This window comes from Variovorax sp. J2L1-78 (assembly GCF_030317205.1).
Lineage (GTDB): Bacteria > Pseudomonadota > Gammaproteobacteria > Burkholderiales > Burkholderiaceae_C > Variovorax > Variovorax arabinosiphilus.
In genome coordinates this window covers 2,431,378-2,450,638 of the sequence record NZ_JASZYB010000001.1, presented here as the reverse complement: position 1 = coordinate 2,450,638, position 19,261 = coordinate 2,431,378, and the positions used below count along the sequence as shown (strand labels likewise).

The 19,261-nt window shown below is 67.1% G+C and carries 15 protein-coding genes; 7 read left to right on the top strand and 8 right to left on the bottom strand.

Annotated elements, in window-relative coordinates:
* The first annotated feature begins 62 nt into the window (after positions 1–62).
* Both QTH86_RS11590 and QTH86_RS11585 read left to right on the top strand, forming a co-directional pair.
* Positions 63–1,073, top strand: coding sequence for an aldo/keto reductase (locus QTH86_RS11590; protein WP_286644537.1), 1,011 nt, complete (start codon positions 63–65; stop codon positions 1,071–1,073).
* A gap of 311 nt (positions 1,074–1,384) precedes the next feature.
* Positions 1,385–3,547: an alpha/beta hydrolase domain-containing protein gene (locus QTH86_RS11585; protein ID WP_286644538.1), complete on the top strand. Its 2,163-nt coding sequence runs from the start codon at positions 1,385–1,387 to the stop codon at positions 3,545–3,547.
* Between the two features lie 10 nt (positions 3,548–3,557).
* Here the strand turns inward: QTH86_RS11585 and mnmH are convergent, their stop codons facing one another.
* The 5 genes from mnmH to QTH86_RS11560 are packed head-to-tail and all read right to left on the bottom strand — an operon-like array spanning position 3,558 to position 7,949.
* Positions 3,558–4,640, bottom strand: coding sequence for a tRNA 2-selenouridine(34) synthase MnmH (mnmH, locus tag QTH86_RS11580; RefSeq protein ID WP_286644539.1), 1,083 nt, complete (start codon positions 4,638–4,640; stop codon positions 3,558–3,560).
* Positions 4,633–5,439: a phosphonate ABC transporter, permease protein PhnE gene (gene phnE / locus QTH86_RS11575; protein ID WP_286644540.1), complete on the bottom strand. Its 807-nt coding sequence runs from the start codon at positions 5,437–5,439 to the stop codon at positions 4,633–4,635. The genes mnmH and phnE overlap by 8 nt, the downstream gene beginning before the upstream one ends.
* Positions 5,436–6,266: a PhnE/PtxC family ABC transporter permease gene (locus tag QTH86_RS11570; RefSeq protein WP_286644541.1), complete on the bottom strand. Its 831-nt coding sequence runs from the start codon at positions 6,264–6,266 to the stop codon at positions 5,436–5,438. The genes phnE and QTH86_RS11570 overlap by 4 nt, the downstream gene beginning before the upstream one ends.
* On the bottom strand, positions 6,263–7,084 hold the full coding sequence (locus QTH86_RS11565; protein WP_286644542.1) for a phosphonate ABC transporter ATP-binding protein: 822 nt from the start codon (positions 7,082–7,084) through the stop codon (positions 6,263–6,265). Before QTH86_RS11565 ends, QTH86_RS11570 begins: the two co-directional genes overlap by 4 nt.
* Positions 7,085–7,091: 7 nt before the next feature.
* On the bottom strand, positions 7,092–7,949 hold the full coding sequence (locus tag QTH86_RS11560) for a putative selenate ABC transporter substrate-binding protein (RefSeq protein ID WP_286644543.1): 858 nt from the start codon (positions 7,947–7,949) through the stop codon (positions 7,092–7,094).
* 97 nt (positions 7,950–8,046) lie between these two features.
* Here QTH86_RS11560 and selD point away from each other — a divergent pair, with 97 nt between their 5' ends.
* Positions 8,047–9,114 (top strand): selenide, water dikinase SelD, encoded by a 1,068-nt coding sequence (selD, locus tag QTH86_RS11555; RefSeq protein ID WP_286644544.1) that lies wholly within the window; start codon positions 8,047–8,049, stop codon positions 9,112–9,114.
* A gap of 453 nt (positions 9,115–9,567) precedes the next feature.
* Here selD and QTH86_RS11550 read toward each other — a convergent pair whose 3' ends face one another.
* Entirely contained in the window at positions 9,568–12,018 is a 2,451-nt protein-coding gene (locus QTH86_RS11550) for a DUF4062 domain-containing protein (protein ID WP_286644545.1), read from the bottom strand.
* Positions 12,019–12,071: 53 nt separating this feature from the next.
* A complete protein-coding gene (locus QTH86_RS11545; protein WP_286644546.1) occupies positions 12,072–12,683 on the bottom strand; it encodes a hypothetical protein in 612 nt (203 codons plus the stop codon).
* 526 nt (positions 12,684–13,209) lie between these two features.
* Here QTH86_RS11545 and QTH86_RS11540 point away from each other — a divergent pair.
* Positions 13,210–15,726: an ABC transporter permease gene (locus QTH86_RS11540; RefSeq protein ID WP_286644547.1), complete on the top strand. Its 2,517-nt coding sequence runs from the start codon at positions 13,210–13,212 to the stop codon at positions 15,724–15,726.
* Between the two features lie 18 nt (positions 15,727–15,744).
* On the opposite strand, the gene QTH86_RS11535 is transcribed toward QTH86_RS11540, so the two are convergent.
* On the bottom strand, positions 15,745–16,845 hold the full coding sequence (locus QTH86_RS11535; RefSeq protein WP_286644548.1) for a substrate-binding domain-containing protein: 1,101 nt from the start codon (positions 16,843–16,845) through the stop codon (positions 15,745–15,747).
* Positions 16,846–16,960: 115 nt separating this feature from the next.
* On the opposite strand from QTH86_RS11535, the gene QTH86_RS11530 reads away from it, so the two are divergent.
* The 3 genes from QTH86_RS11530 to QTH86_RS11520 are packed head-to-tail and all read left to right on the top strand — an operon-like array spanning position 16,961 to position 19,253.
* On the top strand, positions 16,961–17,701 hold the full coding sequence (locus QTH86_RS11530; protein WP_286644549.1) for an ABC transporter permease: 741 nt from the start codon (positions 16,961–16,963) through the stop codon (positions 17,699–17,701).
* Positions 17,698–18,405, top strand: coding sequence for an ABC transporter ATP-binding protein (locus QTH86_RS11525; RefSeq protein ID WP_286644550.1), 708 nt, complete (start codon positions 17,698–17,700; stop codon positions 18,403–18,405). Before QTH86_RS11530 ends, QTH86_RS11525 begins: the two co-directional genes overlap by 4 nt.
* Positions 18,402–19,253, top strand: coding sequence for an ABC transporter substrate-binding protein (locus tag QTH86_RS11520; protein ID WP_286644551.1), 852 nt, complete (start codon positions 18,402–18,404; stop codon positions 19,251–19,253). The genes QTH86_RS11525 and QTH86_RS11520 overlap by 4 nt, the downstream gene beginning before the upstream one ends.
* Positions 19,254–19,261: the final 8 nt, after the last annotated feature.

Sequence of the window (19,261 nt, the reverse complement as noted above, 5' to 3'; positions counted from 1 at the left end):
GCGCGCACGGGCGGGATGGATTGCCTAAACTGGGCGATCACCGTCACCCGAAGGTCCTTCGCATGAGCATCCCCACCACCCGCCTCGGCCGCACCGGCCTCACCGTGTCGCGCCTCGCGCTCGGCACCATGACCTTCGGCCTGCAGACCGAAGAGTCGGTCTCGCATGCCATCCTGAACAAGGCCACCGACGGTGGCATCAACTTCCTCGACATCGCCGACGTGTACCCGCTGGGCGGTGGGCTCGAGACGGCCGGCCGCACCGAAGAGATCGTCGGTCGCTGGCTGAAGGCCCAGGGCGCGAGCCGCCGCGGCGACTTCATCGTCGCGACCAAGGCGGTCGGCAAGATGGGCCCGAACGCCTGGGACCAGGGCGCGTCGCGCAAGCACCTGCTCGCCGCCATCGACGCGTCGCTCAAACGCCTGCAGCTCGACCACGTCGACCTCTACCAGCTGCACAGCGACGACCGCGAGACGCCGCTCGACGAAGCCATCGAGGCGATGGACACCATCGTCAAGTCGGGCCGCGCGCGCTACATCGGCGTGTCGAACTTCCTGGCCTACCGCCTGGCGCGCGCGCTGGGCCGCGCCGACTTCCTGCGGCTCACGCGCTTCGTGTCGGTGCAGCCGCGCTACAGCCTGCTGTTCCGCGAGATCGAGCGCGAACTGCTGCCGCTGGTCGGCGAAGAGGGCCTGGGCGTGATCCCCTACAACCCGCTGGCCGGCGGCCTGCTGACCGGCAAGTACAAGCCGGGCGCCAAGCCCGAGGCCAACACCCGCTTCACCCTCGGCACCGCCGGCGCGATGTACCAGGACCGCTACTGGAACGAGCGCAGCTTCGACGCCGTGCAGCGCCTGCATGCGGTCGCCGACGAAGCCGGCGTGCCGCTCGCGACGCTGGCCGTGGCCTGGGTGATGGCCAACCCGCTGATCACCGCACCGCTGCTGGGCGCCAGCCGGCCCGATCAGCTCGACGCCACGCTGGCCGCGGCCGAGTACAAACTCGACCCGGCGCTCAAGACAAAGCTCGACGAACTCACCGCCGAGTTCCGCAAGGGCGACGCGCCGCGTTGAGAGCGCTTAGCCATCCACCGAACGTGCGGTGGTGGTCCTGAAGCATCTGAGCAGCGACACCTGACGCCCGTCCGGGCGCAGGTGCAACTGCAGTCCTCCGTCAGTTCTGCGTCAAGCGTGGCGGTGTGCTCTCTCGTCCAACGCATTCGTTGACAGCAGTGTCGGCATGCACCGGCGCGCGCGTCGAGGCAGCGATCTCGATGATCCGGGTTTTGGATCAATCCATCTGAAATTTCGATTTTACGGATGGTTGGGTGCGTCCTACATTGTCCCCGGGCAAGACACGACCCACCACAACGACCGGAGACAACATGACCACTCGACCGCGCCTGCGGGCGCTCTTTGCTGCGGCATCCGCAGCCGCTTTCATCTCGGCATGCGGGGGCGGCGGAGGCTCCTCGTCGCCGCCACCGACGACCCCGCCGCCCGCAGCGTCCGTCACGCCGCAGCTGAAGATGACGATCACCGCGACCACCGACTTCCCCGGCACCTTCGGAAGCGTCGGCGCCTACGAGCAGGTCAGCGGCACCATCAGCGGCGAACTCGATCCCAAGAATTCGAAGAACGCGATCATCCAGGACCTCGAGCTGGCACCGGTGAACGCGCGGGGCATGGTCGAGTACAGCGCGGACTTCACGATGCTCAAGCCCAAGGACATGAGCAAGGCCAACGGCGTGCTGCGCTACGACGCGCCCAACCGCGGCAACATCCTGACGATGCCCAACCTCGCGGCCAACCCGAGCGACGCAGAGTTCTTCGAACGCGGCTACGTCTGGATGTTCTCGGCCTGGCAAGGCGACGTGCCCAAGAGTTCGCCGCAGCGACTCACGGCGACGGTGCCGGTCGCCCGCAACAAGGACGGCTCGTCGATCACCGGTCCCTATGCGACGGAGCTGCTGGCCCCTGCGGCCACACCGTCGATCGCGCTGCCCGGCGGCGTCTTCAACGGCAGCATGATCCCGTATGCGCCGGCCGATCTGGACAACACCCGCCCGGGCTATCTGCTGACGCAGCGCGTCAACGAGACGGACCCTCGCGTGGCCATTCCACCGTCGGACTGGAAGTTCGCCGCCTGCGATGCGGCAGCCAACCCATTCCCCGGCACCGCCGATCCCACGCGCGTCTGCCTCAAGGGCGGCTTCCAGCCCAATCGCCTCTACGAACTGCAGTACGTCGCCAAGGACCCGAAGGTGATGGGCGTCGGCCTGGCGGCCCTGCGCGACACGGTGAGCTTCTTCCGCGGGGCGGCTGCGGATGCCGCCGGCACGCCGAATCCGCTGGCCGGCAAGATCAAGTTCGCCATCGGCCAGGGCACTTCGCAGTCCGGCAACGCGATGAAGACCTTCCTGCACCTGGGCTTCAACCAGCGACTCGACGGCGGCAAGGTCTTCGACGGCGTGTATGCCCACGTGGCCGCGCGCCAGACCAACATCAACACCCGCTTCGCCGTGCCGGGCGGCGGTGGCGGGCTGCGTACCGACCATCGCGCGTTCGGCCAGACCGCGCCGCGTGGCCTGGCGGCCGACTATGTCGATGCGGTCTCGGGGCGCCAGGGCGGCGTGATGAAGCGCTGCGAGGCGACCGCGACCTGCCCGAAGTTCTTCCTCGGCCTGTCGGGCACCGAGTTCTGGCAGCTGCAGGGCTCACCCGTGCTGACGGACGCCTTCGGCTTCAGCGACCTCACGCAGCCGGCCAACGCACGCATCTACTACTACGCCAGTTCGCAACACTCCACGGGCACCGGCGGGCTCGCGGCCGGCATCGGCTTCAATCCCGCCGCGACGGTCTACCCGGCCGGTTCCATGGTGGACACCGCCGACACCTTCCGCGCCCTGTTCGTCAACCTGGAAGCCTGGGTGACGCAGGACGTGCCGCCGCCGGCGAGCCAGGTGCCCAAGGTGGCCGACGGTACGCTCGTGCCGCCCAGCCAGCTCGTCTTCCCGACCATCACCGGCCTCAGCTGGACGCCGTCCGGCGGCTCGCCCACGGCGATCCCGGCATTCAGTTACCTCGCCCGCTACAACGGCTTTCCGCTGCTCGACTACGGGCCGCAGTACCGCCCGGAAGACGAGTCGGGCGTGCCGACCCAGGTGCCGCCTTCGTACGCGGGGCGCGACTACGCGATCCTGGTGCCGCAGGTGGACCCGGGCACCGGTCTGACCAAGGCCGGCATCCGCGCCGTCGACGTGCAGGCGCCGCTGGGCACCAACCTGGAGTTCAACTACGTGGCAACGCCGGGGATCGTCGATCTCGTGAACCTGTCGGGCGCCTTCCTGCCCTTCCACAAGACCGAGACCGCACGCATCGCGGCCGGTGACACGCGGCCGTCGCTCGAGTCGCTGTACACCGACCAGGCGGGGTATGTCGCGGCAGTCACCGCGGCGGCGAACAGCCTGGTGTCGCAGCGCTTCCTGCTTCAGCGCGATGCCGACCGCCGCGTGCAGCGTGCGCAGGCCAACCCGGTGTTGCCTTGACGTTCCAGGTTCAGCGACCAGCGGCCTGAGCTTGCTGCCGGATGGCATCGGCCACCGCGTCGATGCCTTCGGGTGTGAGGTCGCGCGCGGTCACGCGGTCGCGCTGCGGCCAGGCCGCGAAGTGGCGTGCCTGCGAGCGTTCGTAGTGCGGGTCGTAATGCAGCGCCATCAGCTCGGCGAACAGCGGCGGCAGGTTGCCGGCTTCGGCCCAGGCCTGCCAGCGCTGCACTGTTTCCTTGCCCTGCATTTCCTTGAGCCGGCCCAGCGTCTCGGCCAGGGCGTGGCGGTCGTCGGCCAGGTAGGCGTAGTCGCGCAGCAGGTAGTCGAGCCGCGCCTCGGGCGTTGCCTCGACTTCGATGCAGTGCGCCGCGCGCATGCGCGTGACCAGCGGCACCGGCAGCGCGACGCGGCCGATGCGCGCGCTCTCGCCTTCGACGTAGAGCGGGCGCGACAGGTCGAGGTTTTCGAGCACGGTCGCGATCAACGTCTCGAAGCGCTTCTGCGAGGGCTGCGGCACGCCGGGCAGGCCACCCAGCAGCGAGCCCTTGTGGCTGGCGCAATGTTCCAGGTCGAGCACCTGCTCGCCGCGCGCGGCCAGCGCTTCGAGCACCCGTGTCTTGGCACTGCCCGTGGCGCCGCAGATCACCAGCAGCTGCAGCCGTGGCACGACCGTCTCGATGATCTCCAGCACGTGGTGGCGGAAGGCCTTGTAGCCGCTCGCGAGCTGGCGCGCGTCCCAACCGACCAGGCGCATCCAGTTGACCATCGAGCCGCTGCGCAACCCGCCGCGCCAGCAATAGACCATCGGCCGCCAGTCGGCCGGCTTGTCGGCCCACTGTTCGCGCAGGTGGCGCGCGAGGTTGGCCGCGACCATCGCGCCACCCACGCGGCGGGCCTCGAAGGCGCCGGTCTGCTTGTAGATGGTGCCGACGATGCGGCGCTCCTCGTCGTCGAGCACCGGGCAGTTGACGGCGCCCGGAATGTGGTCGAGCGCGAACTCCGACGGCGAGCGCGCGTCGATGATGGTGTCGAAGTCGTGCCGGTCGGTGACGCGGGTCGGTTGGCGGCGATGGTTGTTGTTGTCTTCAGGCATAGGCAGGCCCCAGTGTGCGCCGCAGCCGGCCGCTGGCGAAGTCGACGAGCATGACGAGCGCGAACATGGCGATCAGCACCGTCATGGCCTGCGGCTGCTGGAAGATCGACAGGTGGAAGTACAGCAGCTGGCCCAGCCCGCCGCCGCCGACGAAGCCCAGCACCGCCGCCATGCGGATGTTCATTTCCCAACGGTAGAGCGTGTAAGCCAGCCACTGCGGCAGCACCAGCGGCAGGCTGCCGTAGGCAAAGGCCGCGACCGCGCCCGAACCGCTGTGCCGCAGCGCCTGTTCGGGCTCGCGCGGCGCGTTCTCCAGGCTCTCGGCGAAGAGCCGGCCCAGCACGCCGGTGGTGTGCAGCGCCAAGGCCAGCGCCCCCGCGAAGGGGCCGATGCCCGCGGCCAGCACCATCAGCGCGGCCCAGACCAGCTCGGGCACGCTGCGCAGCAGGTTCAGCACGAAGCGCGATGCCTGCCGCGCCGCGGCACCGCCACGGCCCGACGCCGGCAGCGCCAGCACCGCACCCGCCGCCACGGCCAGCAGCGTGCCGAGCGCGGACACGGCCAAGGTCTGCAGCGCGCCCCACGCGGTCTTGGCGACGAAGCCGGCCGACAGGTCGGGCGGGAAGAACTCCGAGACGAAGGTGCCCATGAACCCCAGCGACTCGCGCGTGAACAGCGCGCGGTAGTCGATGGCGAGGTAGGCGAAGCTCGCGACCACAGCCGCCAGCACGCCGCCGAGCACGGCCCAGCAGCGCAGGCAGGGCGGTGGCGCGGTGGGCAGCGCGCGGACGGTGCTCATGCCAACAGCCTCCGCAGCGCATTGCTCAGCGCATCCGCCAGCAGCACCAGCGCGAGGAACACCAAGAGGATGCTGCTGGCCTCGCCGCCGTTGAGCATCTTCATCGACTGGTCCATCAGCTGGCCCAGCCCGCCGGCGCCGACGAAGCCCATCACCACCGACGCGCGCACCGCGCATTCCCAGCGGTACACGGTGTACGAGACGAGCTCCTGCGCGCAGTGGGGCAGCAGCCCGTAGCACAGCGCGGCAAACCGGCTGCTGCCCGCCTCGAGCAGCGCGCGCGAGGGGCGCGTGTCGGTCGACTCCAGCATCTCGGCGTACACCTTGCCCAGCATGCCGCCGTAGGTGATGGCCAGCGCCAGCACGCCCGCGGCCGGGCCGAGGCCCAGCGCGCGCACGAAGATCAGCGCCCACACGATCTCGGGGATGGCGCGCAGCACCATCAGCACGCTGCGCGCGGCCTGCCGCACCGTGCCCGCCCGAACGCGGCCCGGCCCCGGGCCGATGCGCGACACCGACAGCGCCCGCGTGGTGATGAAGGCTAGCGGCGCGCCGATGACGAAGGCCAGCGCCGTGCCGGCCGTGGCCATGGCCAGCGTTTCGAGCGTGGCCTTGAGCAGCATCGCGAGAAAGGCCGGCGCCGTTTCGGGCGGCAGGAAGGCGCCGAGGAAGCCGCCGATGACCTGCAGGTTGCCCGATGCGAACAGGGCAGCCGGGTTGAACTCAGCCAGCTTCAGCATCGGCCAGGCGATGACCAGCGCAGCCAGCCCGCCGACGAGGCGGCGTCGTGCGGCTGGGTCGTGCAGCGGTGCGATCGCCGGGGTCACAGGCAGTCCGGCCGCGGCACGGCCACGGCGGCGGCACGCACGGGCAAGGCATCCGGCGTGCCCTGCATCGGCAGCGCGCCTTCGCTCGCATACAGCGCGGTCAACATCTGCGGCGTGACGTCGCCCACGGGCGCGTCGAACATCACCTGCCCGTCGCGCATGCCGACGATGCGCGGAAACCAGCGCAGCGCCAGGTCGACCGCGTGCAGCGAGGCCACCAGCGTCACGCCGGTCGATTCGCTCTGCGCCACCAACTGCTGCAGCGTGGCGTCGGCCAGCGTCGGGTCGAGCGCCGACACCGGCTCGTCGGCCAGCAGCAGGCGCGGCCGCTGGTACAGCGCGCGCGCGACGCCCACGCGCTGCAGCTGCCCGCCCGAGAGGCGGTCGCAGCGGTCGAACAGGCGGTCTTCCATGGCGACGCGCGACAGCGCTTCGTGCGCGCCCGCGATGTCCGACGGATGCAGCAGCGACGACAGCGCGCGCACCGCCGACCATTCGCCCAGCCGCCCCGACAGCACGGCCGTCACCACGCGCAGCCGCGGCGCGATCGGCGGGCTCTGGTGCACCGTGCCGATCTGCGCGCGCAACTTGCGCAGCGCCGGCCCGCCGAGCTGCCACGGCGCCACGTCGAGCAGCGTCGCCATGCCCTCGCTCGGCCGTAGCGCGGCGCCGAGCACGCGCAGCAGCGTCGTCTTGCCCGCGCCCGACGGCCCGATGACCGCGAGCCTTTCACCCGCGCGCGCCGCCAGCGTCACGTCCTGCAGCGCACGGTGCCCGTTGGGGTGCACCAGGCCGACGGCGGCCAGCGAGAAGCTCATCCGCGAGTTACTTGATGAGGCCGGCCGACTTGCCCGCCGTCTCGATGCCGTCGTAGTTCGACGACTTGGTCGGGATGAACTTGCTTGCGCGCTGCAGCGCCATGATGTCCTTGTCCGCCGGGTTGGCCGGGTCGAGCTTGAGGAAGGCGTCGGTCAGCTTCTTCTGCAGGGCCGGGTCCATGCCGGGGCGCACCGTCCAGTTGTAGTCGTAGTAGGTCGGCGTGGTGGCCAGCACGCGCACCTTGGCGGCGTTGGGGTTCTTCGACTCGACCAGCTTCTCCCACACCGACGCATTGAGCACGCCCGCTTCCGCGCGCGACGCGGCCACGAAGGCCACCGTGGCGTCGTGCGCACCCGAGAACGCGACCGTCTTGAAGTCCTTCTCGGGGTTGATGCCCGCCTGCAGCAGGAAGTAGCGCGGCATCAGGCTGCCCGAGGTGGAGGAGGGCGCGCCGAACGCGAAGGTCTTGCCCTTCAGGTCGGCCAGCGTCTTGGCGGTGCTGTCGATCGGCACGATGAACTTGCTGGTGAACACCTCGTCTTCGGCCCGCTGCACGATCGGCACCGCGCCGCCGTTGGTGCGGATGCGCGCCTGCACGTAGGTGAAGCCGCCCAGCCAGGCCAGGTCGATCTTGTTCGTCGCCAGGCCTTCGACCACCGCGGCGTAGTCGGTCACGGGCGTGAACTGCACGTCCATGCCGGTTTCCTTCTTCAGGTAGTCGCCCAGCGGCGCGAACTTGCGCTGCAGCTCGGTCGGCGCCTCGTCAGGGATGGCCGACACGCGCAGCACCTTGCCCTGTGCGGAAGCACCGAGCGCGGCGAAGGAAAGGGACAACGCAAGCGTCAGTCGGAGGATCGTTTTCATGGGGAGGGCGCCTCGGAGGCGTGCGTGCTGGGAAAGGGCGCCATTGTAGAAAGCGCGGGAATCACGAGACGGCGCGATGACTTCGATAATCCACCGCATGAACCCCACGCCCATGAATCCGCTCGCGCCGCTGCGCCTCACCAGTTTTTCGCACGGCGGCGGCTGCGGCTGCAAGATCGCGCCCGGCGTGCTGTCGGAGATCCTCAAGAACAGCGGCGGCGGCTTGATCCCGTCCGAGCTGCTGGTCGGCATCGAGACCGCCGACGACGCGGCCGTCTACAAGCTGAACGACAGCCAGGCGCTCATCGCCACCACCGACTTCTTCATGCCGATCGTGGACGACCCCTACGAGTTCGGCCGCATCGCCGCCACCAACGCCATCAGCGACGTCTACGCCATGGGCGGCAAGCCCATCATGGCGCTGGCCCTGGTCGCCATGCCCGTCAACCAGTTGCCGATCGAAGTCATCGGCGACATCGTTCGCGGCGGGCAAGACGTGTGCCGCGCCGCCGGCATCCCCATCGCAGGCGGCCACACCATCGACTCCGTCGAACCCATCTACGGCCTCGTCGTGATGGGCCTGGTGCACCCCGACCGCGTGCGCCGCAACGCCGGCGCCCAGCCCGGCGACGTGCTCATCCTCGGCAAGCCGCTCGGCGTCGGCGTGCTCTCGGCCGCACTGAAGAAGGAGCAACTGAGCGAAGCCGGCTACCGCCAACTGATCGACACCACCACCCAGCTCAACACCCCCGGCATCGCGCTGGCGCAACTCGACGGCGTGCACGCCCTGACCGACGTCACCGGCTTCGGCCTGGCCGGCCACGCGCTGGAACTCGCGCGCGGCGCGGGGCTGACGGCCGTGATCGAGTGGTCGAAGGTCCCGCTGCTCGACGGCGTGGAAGCGATGGTGGCCGAAGGGTTCGTCACCGGGGCTTCGGGGCGGAACTGGGCGGGCTATGGGGCCGATGTGCAACTGGCCGAGGGGCTGCCAGCGACGGCGCAGAGTCTGTTGAGCGATCCGCAGACTTCGGGGGGGCTGTTGGTGAGTTGTGCCGCTGAGGTTGTCGATGCGGTGCTGGAGACGTTCAGGCGTGAGGGGTTTGGGGCGGCGAAGGTGATTGGTCGGGCGGAAACAGGCGTTCCAGAACTGAGAGTGCTGTTTTGAAAGAGCCGCCGCGTGACCCGATGTCGGCCAACAGCCAACCAAGTTTGCGTCTGACTACAACGACCGTCGGACCTGTCATGGGTGATCAAGGCACTGTCTCTAGCTGTGCATCGGAATCGGAAAAATCATTGACGGCCGCGCCGCTAACATTGTTCGCCGTGCTGTGCGGTCAGCGGCAGCTTATTTCGACTGCGAAGGACAACGCCAAGTGGCAACTTCGAGTTCAGCGTCCGACGTAAGTAGTTTGTACTGTCGATAGCGCTCGGTCACCACCACCGGTGGGCGCGTCCTCAAACCTTTGCGCATACTGATCAGCGATGTTTGCCAAGGACAAGCGCCTAGCTTCATCAGGACGAGTGCACGTCTTTCATGGATTAAGCCGTCCCACAAATGGTGGTTCCACCACCCTGTCCGAGAGGTAGTCGCAGATCCAAACTAGCCCGCGATCGCTCATCAAACCAATGCCTTTCCAGCGGCGCGCAGCATTCTTTCTTTAGGTACTGATATACCGAAGTCGAGCCAATGGATGACGTTGTAGTAGAACTGATCGGCAGCCATGTATTCTTCGAGGAACTGTTTCACCCGGCGTCGCGGAAAGGTCCGCACATACTTCAGAGACGCCGCTTTTCGAACATCCTCAATCTCCGCTCGCATGAGCGAGCCGATTACCGCATCGTCAAGTCTCTGGAAGGCCTTGTCTGGCATCAAGGAAACAATGCGGGCCAAGAGGGATCCGGGCATTGTGGTAGTCAGCAGGTCATTGAGCCTGTGCTTGCCGAGCGCATACAGCGTACGCGCCGCATCCTCGTACTTGCTGTTTCTCGCAATCGAAAGCATTGATACATGCTTGCGACCGAATTCGGGCCGGTCTAGTGATGCGATGACCAAAGGAATATCGCACCATTGGCCGAACTTCGCGAGATACAAAAGGTCTGCGGCTGAGTAGTCGACGCTGCCGGTAGCAAGCATTGACCGGACGAGCTGGAGGTCGGCGGCGTCGTGCCTGCTGCAGATGATATCCAAGCCTTCGCGCGTAAACTTGCTGCGCAAGTGCTTCCCAAGTGAGCGGGTCTTCTCGATAAGATCAGTCAATGCCCCATACCGCTTCACCATCTCATCTAGTAAATACTCAAAGCGATCTACGAATTGGTTGGCCACGGCGCTACGTAGTTCATCACCGCGCAGCTTGAAGTCTCGACGAATTAGCGCGAAGTATGCATGTTGGTCAAAGATATCCGACTGCTCTTCTTCGAGCTGCGAAATGGTCAAGCTGTCAAAGAACTGCTCCGTGTAACGCTCTAAGAGGGCTTCGCCATCCGCGGCGACCTGATTCATGGCGAACAATCCAATTCCTGTGGGTGCGGGGTTCTTACGTACAAGGACGGCCTTCGCCTGTTCAATGGAATAGCTCCGGCCACTTGCTGTGAGCACCTGCAGCGCTTCATAGCGCACCTCTGCATCGCTATCGCTAAGCATTGGTTCGACGATGGTGACACTGAGCGCCCGTCGCCTTTTCAACAGCTTAATCACTGTTGTTCTGACTAACACGTTGCGATGACTCAGTCCACGAAGCAAAACCTCATCGTCAAACTCTGCATCGCGGCTGAATAGGGCGTTGATCAAACCCTGCTCTACCGTGCTGGGCTGCAAGGTGTAGAGTGCCTGCAAGGCCGCGAGGCGATTGTCACGTAGCGTGATGCGGATAATTGCGTTGGCTGCCGCGCTATTCGTCTGCGTCTCGTTTCGGGCGAACTCTTCATTAATGCTGGGTAGGTCTGAAGGCTGACCACATTCGCTGAGATATTCCAACGCGGCTACACGCACCGCAGTTTCGGAAGGCTTGGCAAACCATAGCGAAACGATCTGTCTGCGTTCGAGATGCTCCTTCGCCGCGATCGGTTCTGAGATCAAGCGCATCGCCTTCAGTGCGCCGATACGCTGCTCGGTCGTTCCGACGATAGAGCAAATGGGCAGTATGTTCTCCTTAAAACCGTCGACCGCTGCAACCCAGTGCCAGAGCGGCACGTTCTCGTTCCTCAAGTGAGTAAGTCCGTCGTCAAGCAGCCCGATGAGTTCTCGACGGCCGAATTTGGACTTTTCCCTCGCCTTGAACAGAAGGTTCGCGTCGTGTGATCCCATAGACTGCTGATCGTTGCCGTGAACAGCTGCAATGATGGAAAGCAATCTGACTCGAGCCACATCGGTGGCCGCCAATGGGCGCTCATCAGTCGCTTTCTCGGCTGTGCTCAGAAAATTTCGCAGGAATCGAGCACCTTCGACGGATAGCGGCGTCGTCGGGCCAGGTTCACTCGGCGGCGTTGTTTGCGTCTCGGCAAGCGGTGCTTGGTCCTTCTCGTTCTCTGACGATTTGTCCTGATTGGCAAGTGCGATGACATATCCCTGAATGCATTTTCGAAACTTACCTTCGAAGTCCCGTACGTCCGCGAACGTCCCTGCCAACAGTTTCTTCTCGGCAAAAACTTGTTCTTTGAACGAGATGACCTTTCTTAGATGATCTCCCGGGTCTGCGAGAGATGCCGCGTCGAGTTCCTTTAGTAGGAGGTTTATTTCAGGTCGCCCTTCCTCAGCGTTTCGCGTCATCGACCGCTTGAATTCCTCTTCGAAGCCTGACGTGTAGGGCTCAGTCCCGGGCGGCGTGCCCCAACGCTTCCAAAGCATGCCGACAAAGAGGTCGCATCCGTCAAGGTCTCGATTGATGATCGCTTGCGGCCTGCCAACACCGGGGAGCGTGTCTTCCCAGCCGACTAGTTCTACCTGATATCCGAGCGCGTCCGCCAACTGACTGTTGAAATCGTCAACGACCACTCTGGCAGCCTTGCGTTCCTCAATCAGATCGCCCGGAGATGCAAGAAAAATTTTAACGAATCGTCGTGTTCCGGCCATTGACTACTACACCCGTCTAGTTTGTGTTGTTATGGCTGAGGCCAGTCATGCCGCTACGGCTTGACGGCTACTTTTTTGGTCTCGCTCAACCCGTTCTCACGCGTCAGCATCGTCATAAAACTCAAGGTGCCGAACATTCCCATTTGCAGCAGAAAGCCACTGCCACCAAAAAAAACTATGTGGCTCCATAACCAATGACGGAGGGCCTGTGCGTCTTTCTCGAGCTTCTGCAGTTCGTCTTTTATGGTTTCTTGAGACAGACGTTCTGGGTGTCGTTCATGAACCAATGAGCTCGCACGCGAAAACATTCGCTGCAACTCTGGCACGCCAAGATTTTTCGAAGAATTACCTTCGCAAACAGCCCCGTAGAGAGGGTTGGAAGAACGAGTTACTCTTTGGGCCTCAGGTAGACGCAGCAGCTTTTTCTGGTCGAGCCAAGCAAGAACCTGGCTCGCATCCTTGGTGCGTTGCTGGAGTAGTTGACCGTTTTTGAATTCCGTTGCACTCAAAGCCGCGAACGACACGGCTTCAACGATCTTTCTGACGTGCAATGCGAAGCGTTCGGCGCGGTACAACACGCTTTCGTCCGGGATGTCGCCATTGAGAAGTGAGAGGCGACCTTGAACGCTTCCCATAAGGAGCTCGTATGCAGTTGCGGGATCCATGGGCGGCGTGTTCAAAATCGCCGCAGTCGGAGTGGTGTTTCTACTTGAGCGTTGATTCACCCAACAAGGATGCCACATGTCGGGATTGGACCGCGTGTGCCACCGCAGCTTCATTTGTCAGCTCTGGGGTAGTTAGATCCGAGGACTGGCTTCGAGGCCGTGGTTCCTTACAGCGGACAGGGTGGGGCCAAACGGGCCACTTGCAGACCCCCTCCAGGTCGCCACTGCGATCAAGCGTTCCGCAACTGGTCCTTGGCGTTGGTCATCTGTATCAACCACGGACACGGTTCGGACTAGATCGCGCTCCGGTCTCGGGGATTAGGTGCGATGCAGTCTTGCCGAGTGACCGCAAGATGCCGGACCGTGAGGATTGATATCGGGAGGAAGCGGCGGATATGCCAGCAAACTGCTTCAGGCCCAAATTGAAGGGGCAAACTGATCAAGGATCTCTATATCCCGAAAAGGTGTGGATGGGTACCAATACCCCAAAACCGAAAGCCCACCCCGCCTCGGCTATCGTCCACCCATGACTTCCTCCCTCCGCCTCGGTTGGCGCACCCTCTGGCGCGATCTGCGCGCTGGCGAGCTGCGGCTTCTCATCGTTGCCGTGCTGCTCGCGGTCGCCGCGCTCACGGCCGTCGGCTTCTTTGCCGATCGGCTCAAGGGCGGGTTGCAGCGCGATGCGCGGCAGCTGCTCGGCGGCGACGCGGTGCTGGCCAGCGACAACCCGACGCCGCCGGCCTTCGTCGAGCGCGCCCGGTCGCTGGGCCTGGAGACCACGTCGACCTACGGATTCCCGACGATGGCCCGCGCCTCCGACGCGCAGGGCGGGGCGAGCAAGCTGGTGTCACTGAAGGCGGTGACCACCGGCTACCCGCTGCGCGGCAGCGTGCAGGTCGCGACGACGAGCGACGGCCCCGGCCAGGCCACGCGGGACGTGCCGGCGCCGGGCGAAACCTGGGTCGATGCATCGCTGCTCGAATCGCTAGGGCTGAAGGTGGGCGACACGCTGCTGCTGGGCGACACCGGCCTGCGCGTGTCGCGCGTGATCACGCTGGAGCCGGACCGGGGCGGCGGCTTCGCGAGTTTCTCGCCGCGCGTGATGCTCAACCAGGCCGACGTGGCGCGCACCGGGCTCGTGCAGCCGGCCAGCCGCGTGAACTACCGCTTCGCGGTGGCGGGCGACGAGGGCGCGGTGAAGCGCTTCAGCGACTGGGCCGATGCCTCGCTCAAGCGCGGCGAGCTGCGCGGCGCGCGGCTCGAATCCTTCGAGAGCGGCCGGCCGGAGATGCGCCAGACGCTCGACCGCGCCGAGAAATTCCTCAACCTGGTGGCGCTGCTCGCGGCGCTGCTGAGCGCGGTGGCGGTGGCGCTGGCGGCGCGCGGCTTCGCGGCCAGCCACCTCGACGACTGCGCCATGTTGCGTGTGCTGGGCCAGAGCCAGCGCACCATCGCCGGCGCCTACGCCTTCGAGTTCTTCATCGTCGGCCTGGTGGCGAGCGGGCTGGGCGTGGCGATCGGCTTCGGCGTGCACTACGCCTTCGTGCTGCTGCTGGCCGGCCTGGTCGAAACGGCGCTGCCCGCGCCCACGCTGTGGCCGGTGGCCTTCGGGCTGGGCATGGGGCTGGTGTTGCTGTTCACCTTCGGCCTGCCGCCGGTGCTGCAGCTCGCGCGCGTGCCGCCGTTACGGGTCATCCGGCGCGACGTCGGCGGGCTCAAGCCGGCGTCGCTCGCCGTGCTGGGCATCGGCGCGCTCGGCTTCGTCGCCATGCTGCTGGCGGCCAGCAGCGACCTGAAGCTGGGGCTGATCGCGGTCGGCGGCTTCGCGGGCGCAGTGGCGGTGTTCGCGGTGCTGAGCTGGGTCGCGGTGAAGGTGCTGCGCCGCAGCGTCAACGAGACGACGGCGCCGCGCTGGCTGGTGCTGGCCACGCGGCAGATCTCGGCGCGGCCGGTGTACGCGGTGGTGCAGGTCAGCGCGCTGGCGGTCGGCCTGCTGGCGCTGGTGCTGCTGGTGCTGCTGCGCACCGACCTGGTGTCGAGCTGGCGCCGCGCGACGCCGCCCGATGCGCCCAACCGCTTCGTCATCAACGTGATGCCCGACCAGAGCGAGGCCTTCCAGAAATCGCTGCGCGATGGCGGCGTGAACAAGTTCGACTGGTACCCGATGATCCGCGGCCGCCTGGTCGCGATCAACGACAAGCCCGTCTCGCCCGACGACTACACCGAAGACCGCGCCAAGCGCCTGGTCGACCGCGAGTTCAACCTGAGCAACGCCGCCGAGGCACCGCCGCACAACGGCATCACCGCCGGCGCCTGGACGCCCAACGCACCGGGCGAGGTGAGCGTGGAAGACGGGCTGGCCGAGACGCTGGGCCTGAAGCTGGGCGACACGCTGCGCTTCGACATCGGCGGCATCCAGAACGACGCGCGCATCACCTCGCTGCGCAAGGTCGACTGGGGGTCGCTGCACGCCAACTTCTTCGTGATGTACACGGTGGCCGAGCTGCCCGACGTGCCGGTGACCTACATGGGCGCCTTCCGCGCGCCCGAGACCAAGGGCTTCGACAACGCGCTGGTGCGCGCCTACCCGAACGTGACCAACGTCGACATGAGCGCGACCATCGGCCAGGTGCAGCGGGTGCTTGACCAGGTGATCCGCGCGGTGGAGTTCCTCTTCGGCTTCACGCTGGCGGCCGGCCTGGTGGTGCTGTTCGCGGCGGTTACGGCCACGCGGGAGGAGCGCGCCCGCGAATTCGCGGTGATGCGCGCGGTCGGCGCGCGTGCGTCGCTGCTGCGGCAGGTGCAGCGTGCCGAACTCGCCGGCGTCGGGCTGCTGGCGGGCTTCCTCGCGAGCATCGCCGCGTCGGCGATCGGCTGGGGCCTGGCGCGCTACGTGTTCGACTTCACCTGGACGGCATCGCTGTGGGTGCCGGTCGCCGGTGCGCTGGCTGGCGCGGTGCTGGCGCTGGCAGCGGGCTGGTGGGGCCTGCGCGAGGTGCTGCGCCGGCCGGTGGTCGCGACGCTGCGGCAGGCTGCGGAATAGGCGCGAGCCGGCCGCGAATCAAGCGGCGGGCTTGCGGTCCTTGAAGGTCCACCACGGCAGCAGCGCGCTGAGCGACTGCACCTCGCCGCTCGCCACGCTCTTGTAGCCGGGCAGGGTGCCCAGCTGGTGCTGCCACTGCGCGCCGCGCAGCACGGTCAGCAGCGCCTTGATGGCCGGCTGTTTCAGCGCGTCCTTCAGGCAAGCCAGGTGGTAGCGCTCGCGCACCAGCGGCACGAAGCCCAGGCCCGCTTCGCGCGCGGCCGATTCGAGGCCGAGGCCCGCTTCCGCTTCGCCCGAGGCCACGGCATGCGCGACGGCGGCGTGCGAAGGCTCGATGCGGTCGTGGCCCTCCACGTCTTCGGGCGACAGCGACGCGCCGGCCAGCAGCTCGTCGAACAGCAGCCGCGTGCCCGTGCCGATGGCGCGGTTCACGTAGCGGGCGCGGCGCTGCACCACGTCGCCCAGCGAGCGCAGCGCCAGCGGGTTTCCTGCCCCCACGATCAGCCCCTGCGTGCGCCGCGCGAAGCCGATCAGCTTGTGCTGCCCCGGCTTGAGCAGCGGCTGGTAGGTGCGCTGCGCCAGCGAGCCGCGCGGCGGCTCCTCGAGCGTGTGGAAGCCTGCCATCACGCAGCGGCCCTGGTTGAGTGCGCGGATGGCGTCCACGCTGCCGGTGAACTGGATGTCGAGCTGCAGCCGCGCACCGGCCGCCTGCGTGCGCAGCAGTGCCAGCGCGTCGTCGTGGCTGGCCTGCAGGCTGAGCACATGCGTGCGCGGGTCGAAGGCGACTGCGAAGGCGCGTTCGAGCTCGGCGTGCAGCGCCTCGATCTGCGGGGCCAGCCGCGCCTGCGCCTGGCGCTCGGCCCACAGCAGCTTGTCGCCGAACTCCGAGAGGTGCGCGCGCTGGCCCTGTTCGCTCATCACCAGCGCGTGGCCCAGCGTCTCTTCCCAGCGCTTGAGTTCGCCCCACACATGGCGGTACGACAGACCGACCGCACGCGCTGCCGCAGAGATCGAGCCGTGGTCGCGCACGGCCTGCAGCAGCGTCATCAGCGGGTTGCGCACCATGGCGCGGCCGCTGCGGCGCGGGGCGATGGCGTAGGAAAGTTCGATGGGGTGCACGAGGGAAAAGAAGAGAAGAGGGCGTGTCGTTCTGCGGCGCGATTATGCGCATCCACCTATGCAAGGGCGTGCATAGGTTGGCGGTTGCGCAACCCGATACTCGCCCCGCACCACGATGAATACATTCACTGACAGCGTCACAGCCGCTGCTCACCTGATCGCGTCCGCCGATCCGGTGCTGCTCGCCATCGTCGGCCGTTCGCTGGCCGTCAGCGCCACATCCTGCGTGCTGGCCTGCGGCGTCGGCCTGCTGCTCGGCGCCTGGCTCGCCGTGGCGCGCTTCCAGGGCCGCGCGGTGGTGCTGGCGGTGCTCAACACCTTCCTCGCACTGCCCTCGGTGGTGGTGGGCCTCGTCATCTACCTGCTGCTGTCGCGTTCGGGGCCGCTGGGCTTCCTGGGCTGGCTCTTCTCGTTCAAGGCCATGGTGCTGGCGCAGACGGTGCTGGTGCTGCCGATGGTCACCGCGCTCACGCGCCAGGTCATCGAGGACGCCGACCGCGGGCACGGCGAGCAGCTGCGCTCGCTCGGCGCCAGGCCGCTGCTCCGCTCGCTGCTGATCGCCGCCGACGAGCGCTACGCGCTGATCACCGTGCTGATCGCCGCCTTCGGCCGCGCCGTGTCGGAGGTGGGTGCGGTGATGGTGGTGGGCGGCAACATCGACGGCTTCACGCGCGTCATGACCACGGCCATCGCGCTGGAGACCAGCAAGGGCGACCTGCCGCTGGCGGTGGCGCTGGGCATCGTGCTGCTGCTGGTGGTGCTGGTGCTCAACCTCGCGATCGCGGCGCTGCGCGGCTGGCGCGAGCGCGCCGACGGCGGTGTGGCCGAGGCGATGCGTGGGGGGCAAATCGCATGAGCGATCTGCGGCCGGGCGAAACGCTGTTCGCCTTGCACGACGTCGAGGTGCGCTTCGGCCATGTGCCGGCGCTGCGCGGCGCCACGCTGTCGATCGGCGCCGGCGAACGCGTCGCCCTGATCGGCGCCAACGGCAGCGGCAAGAGCACGCTGCTGCGCTTGCTGCACGGCCTGGTGCCGCATGCATCGGGCGCGATGCTGCAACGCGCGCCGCGTTCACGGCAGGCGATGCTGTTCCAGCGGCCGCACATGCTGCGCGCGAGCGTGGCGACCAATGTCGCGCTCGCGCTCTGGCTGCGCGGCGGCGGTTGGCGTGCGGCCCGGCAGGCGGCGCTCGAGGCGCTGGGCCGCGTCGGCATGACCGAGCTCGCTGCGCGCAACGCACGCACGCTCTCGGGCGGCCAGCAGCAGCGACTTGCGCTCGCGCGTGCCTGGGTGCTGCACCCGGAGGTGCTGCTGCTCGACGAGCCGACGGCCAGCCTCGACCCCACCGCCAAGCGCGAGGTCGAGGCGCTCATCGCCGAGGCCGCCGCGGGCCGCACGCTGATCTTCGCCAGCCACAACCTCGGGCAGGTCAAGCGGCTCGCCACGCGCGTCGTCTACCTCGAGCAGGGCCGCGTGGTGGCCGACCTGCCGGTACACGATTTCTTTCACGGGCCGCTGCCGGAAGCGGCCCACCTGTTCGTCAAAGGAGAACTCGCATGACCCTCAAATCCCTCCGGCGCGCGCTGCGCCCAGTGGCTGCTGCCGTGGCCTTCGTGTCCTTCGTCTCTTTCGGTGCCGCGGCCCAGGCCGGCCCCCTCACCATGGCCTCGACCACGTCGACCGAACAGTCGGGCCTGTTCTCGCATCTGCTGCCGGCCTTCAAGCAGGCGACCGGCGTCGACACCAAGGTCGTGGCCGTGGGCACCGGCCAGGCCATCGACATGGCCCGGCGCGGCGATGCCGATGTGCTCTTCGTGCACGACACCGCGGCCGAGGAGAAGTTCGTCGCCGAAGGCTTCGCGGCGAAGCGGCTGCCCGTCATGTACAACGACTTCGTGCTGATCGGGCCGAAGAACGATCCGGTCGGCGTGAAGGGCAACGACATCGTCGCGGCGCTCAAGAAGATCGCCGGCGCCAACGCGCCCTTCGTCTCGCGCGGCGACAAGAGCGGCACCGACGCCGCCGAGCGCCGCCTCTGGACGCAGACCGGCGTGGCCGATGCCGGCCAGCCGGTGCCCAACGACAAGAAGGGCAGCGGCTACAAGGAATGCGGCTGCGGCATGGGCCCGGCGCTGAACATCGCGGCCTCGAACGGCAGCTACGTGCTGGCCGACCGCGGCACCTGGCTGAGCTTCAAGAACCGGGCCGACCTGGCGGTCGTGGTCGAGGGCGACAAGCGGCTCTTCAACCAGTACGGCGTGATGGTCGTGAGCCCGACCAAATTCCCCAACCTCAACAGCACCGACGCGCAGAAGTTCGTCGACTGGGTGACGTCGCCGGCCGGGCAGTCGACCATCGCGAGCTACAAGATCGGCGGCGAGCAGCTGTTCTTCCCGAACGCGAAATAAGGGATGGC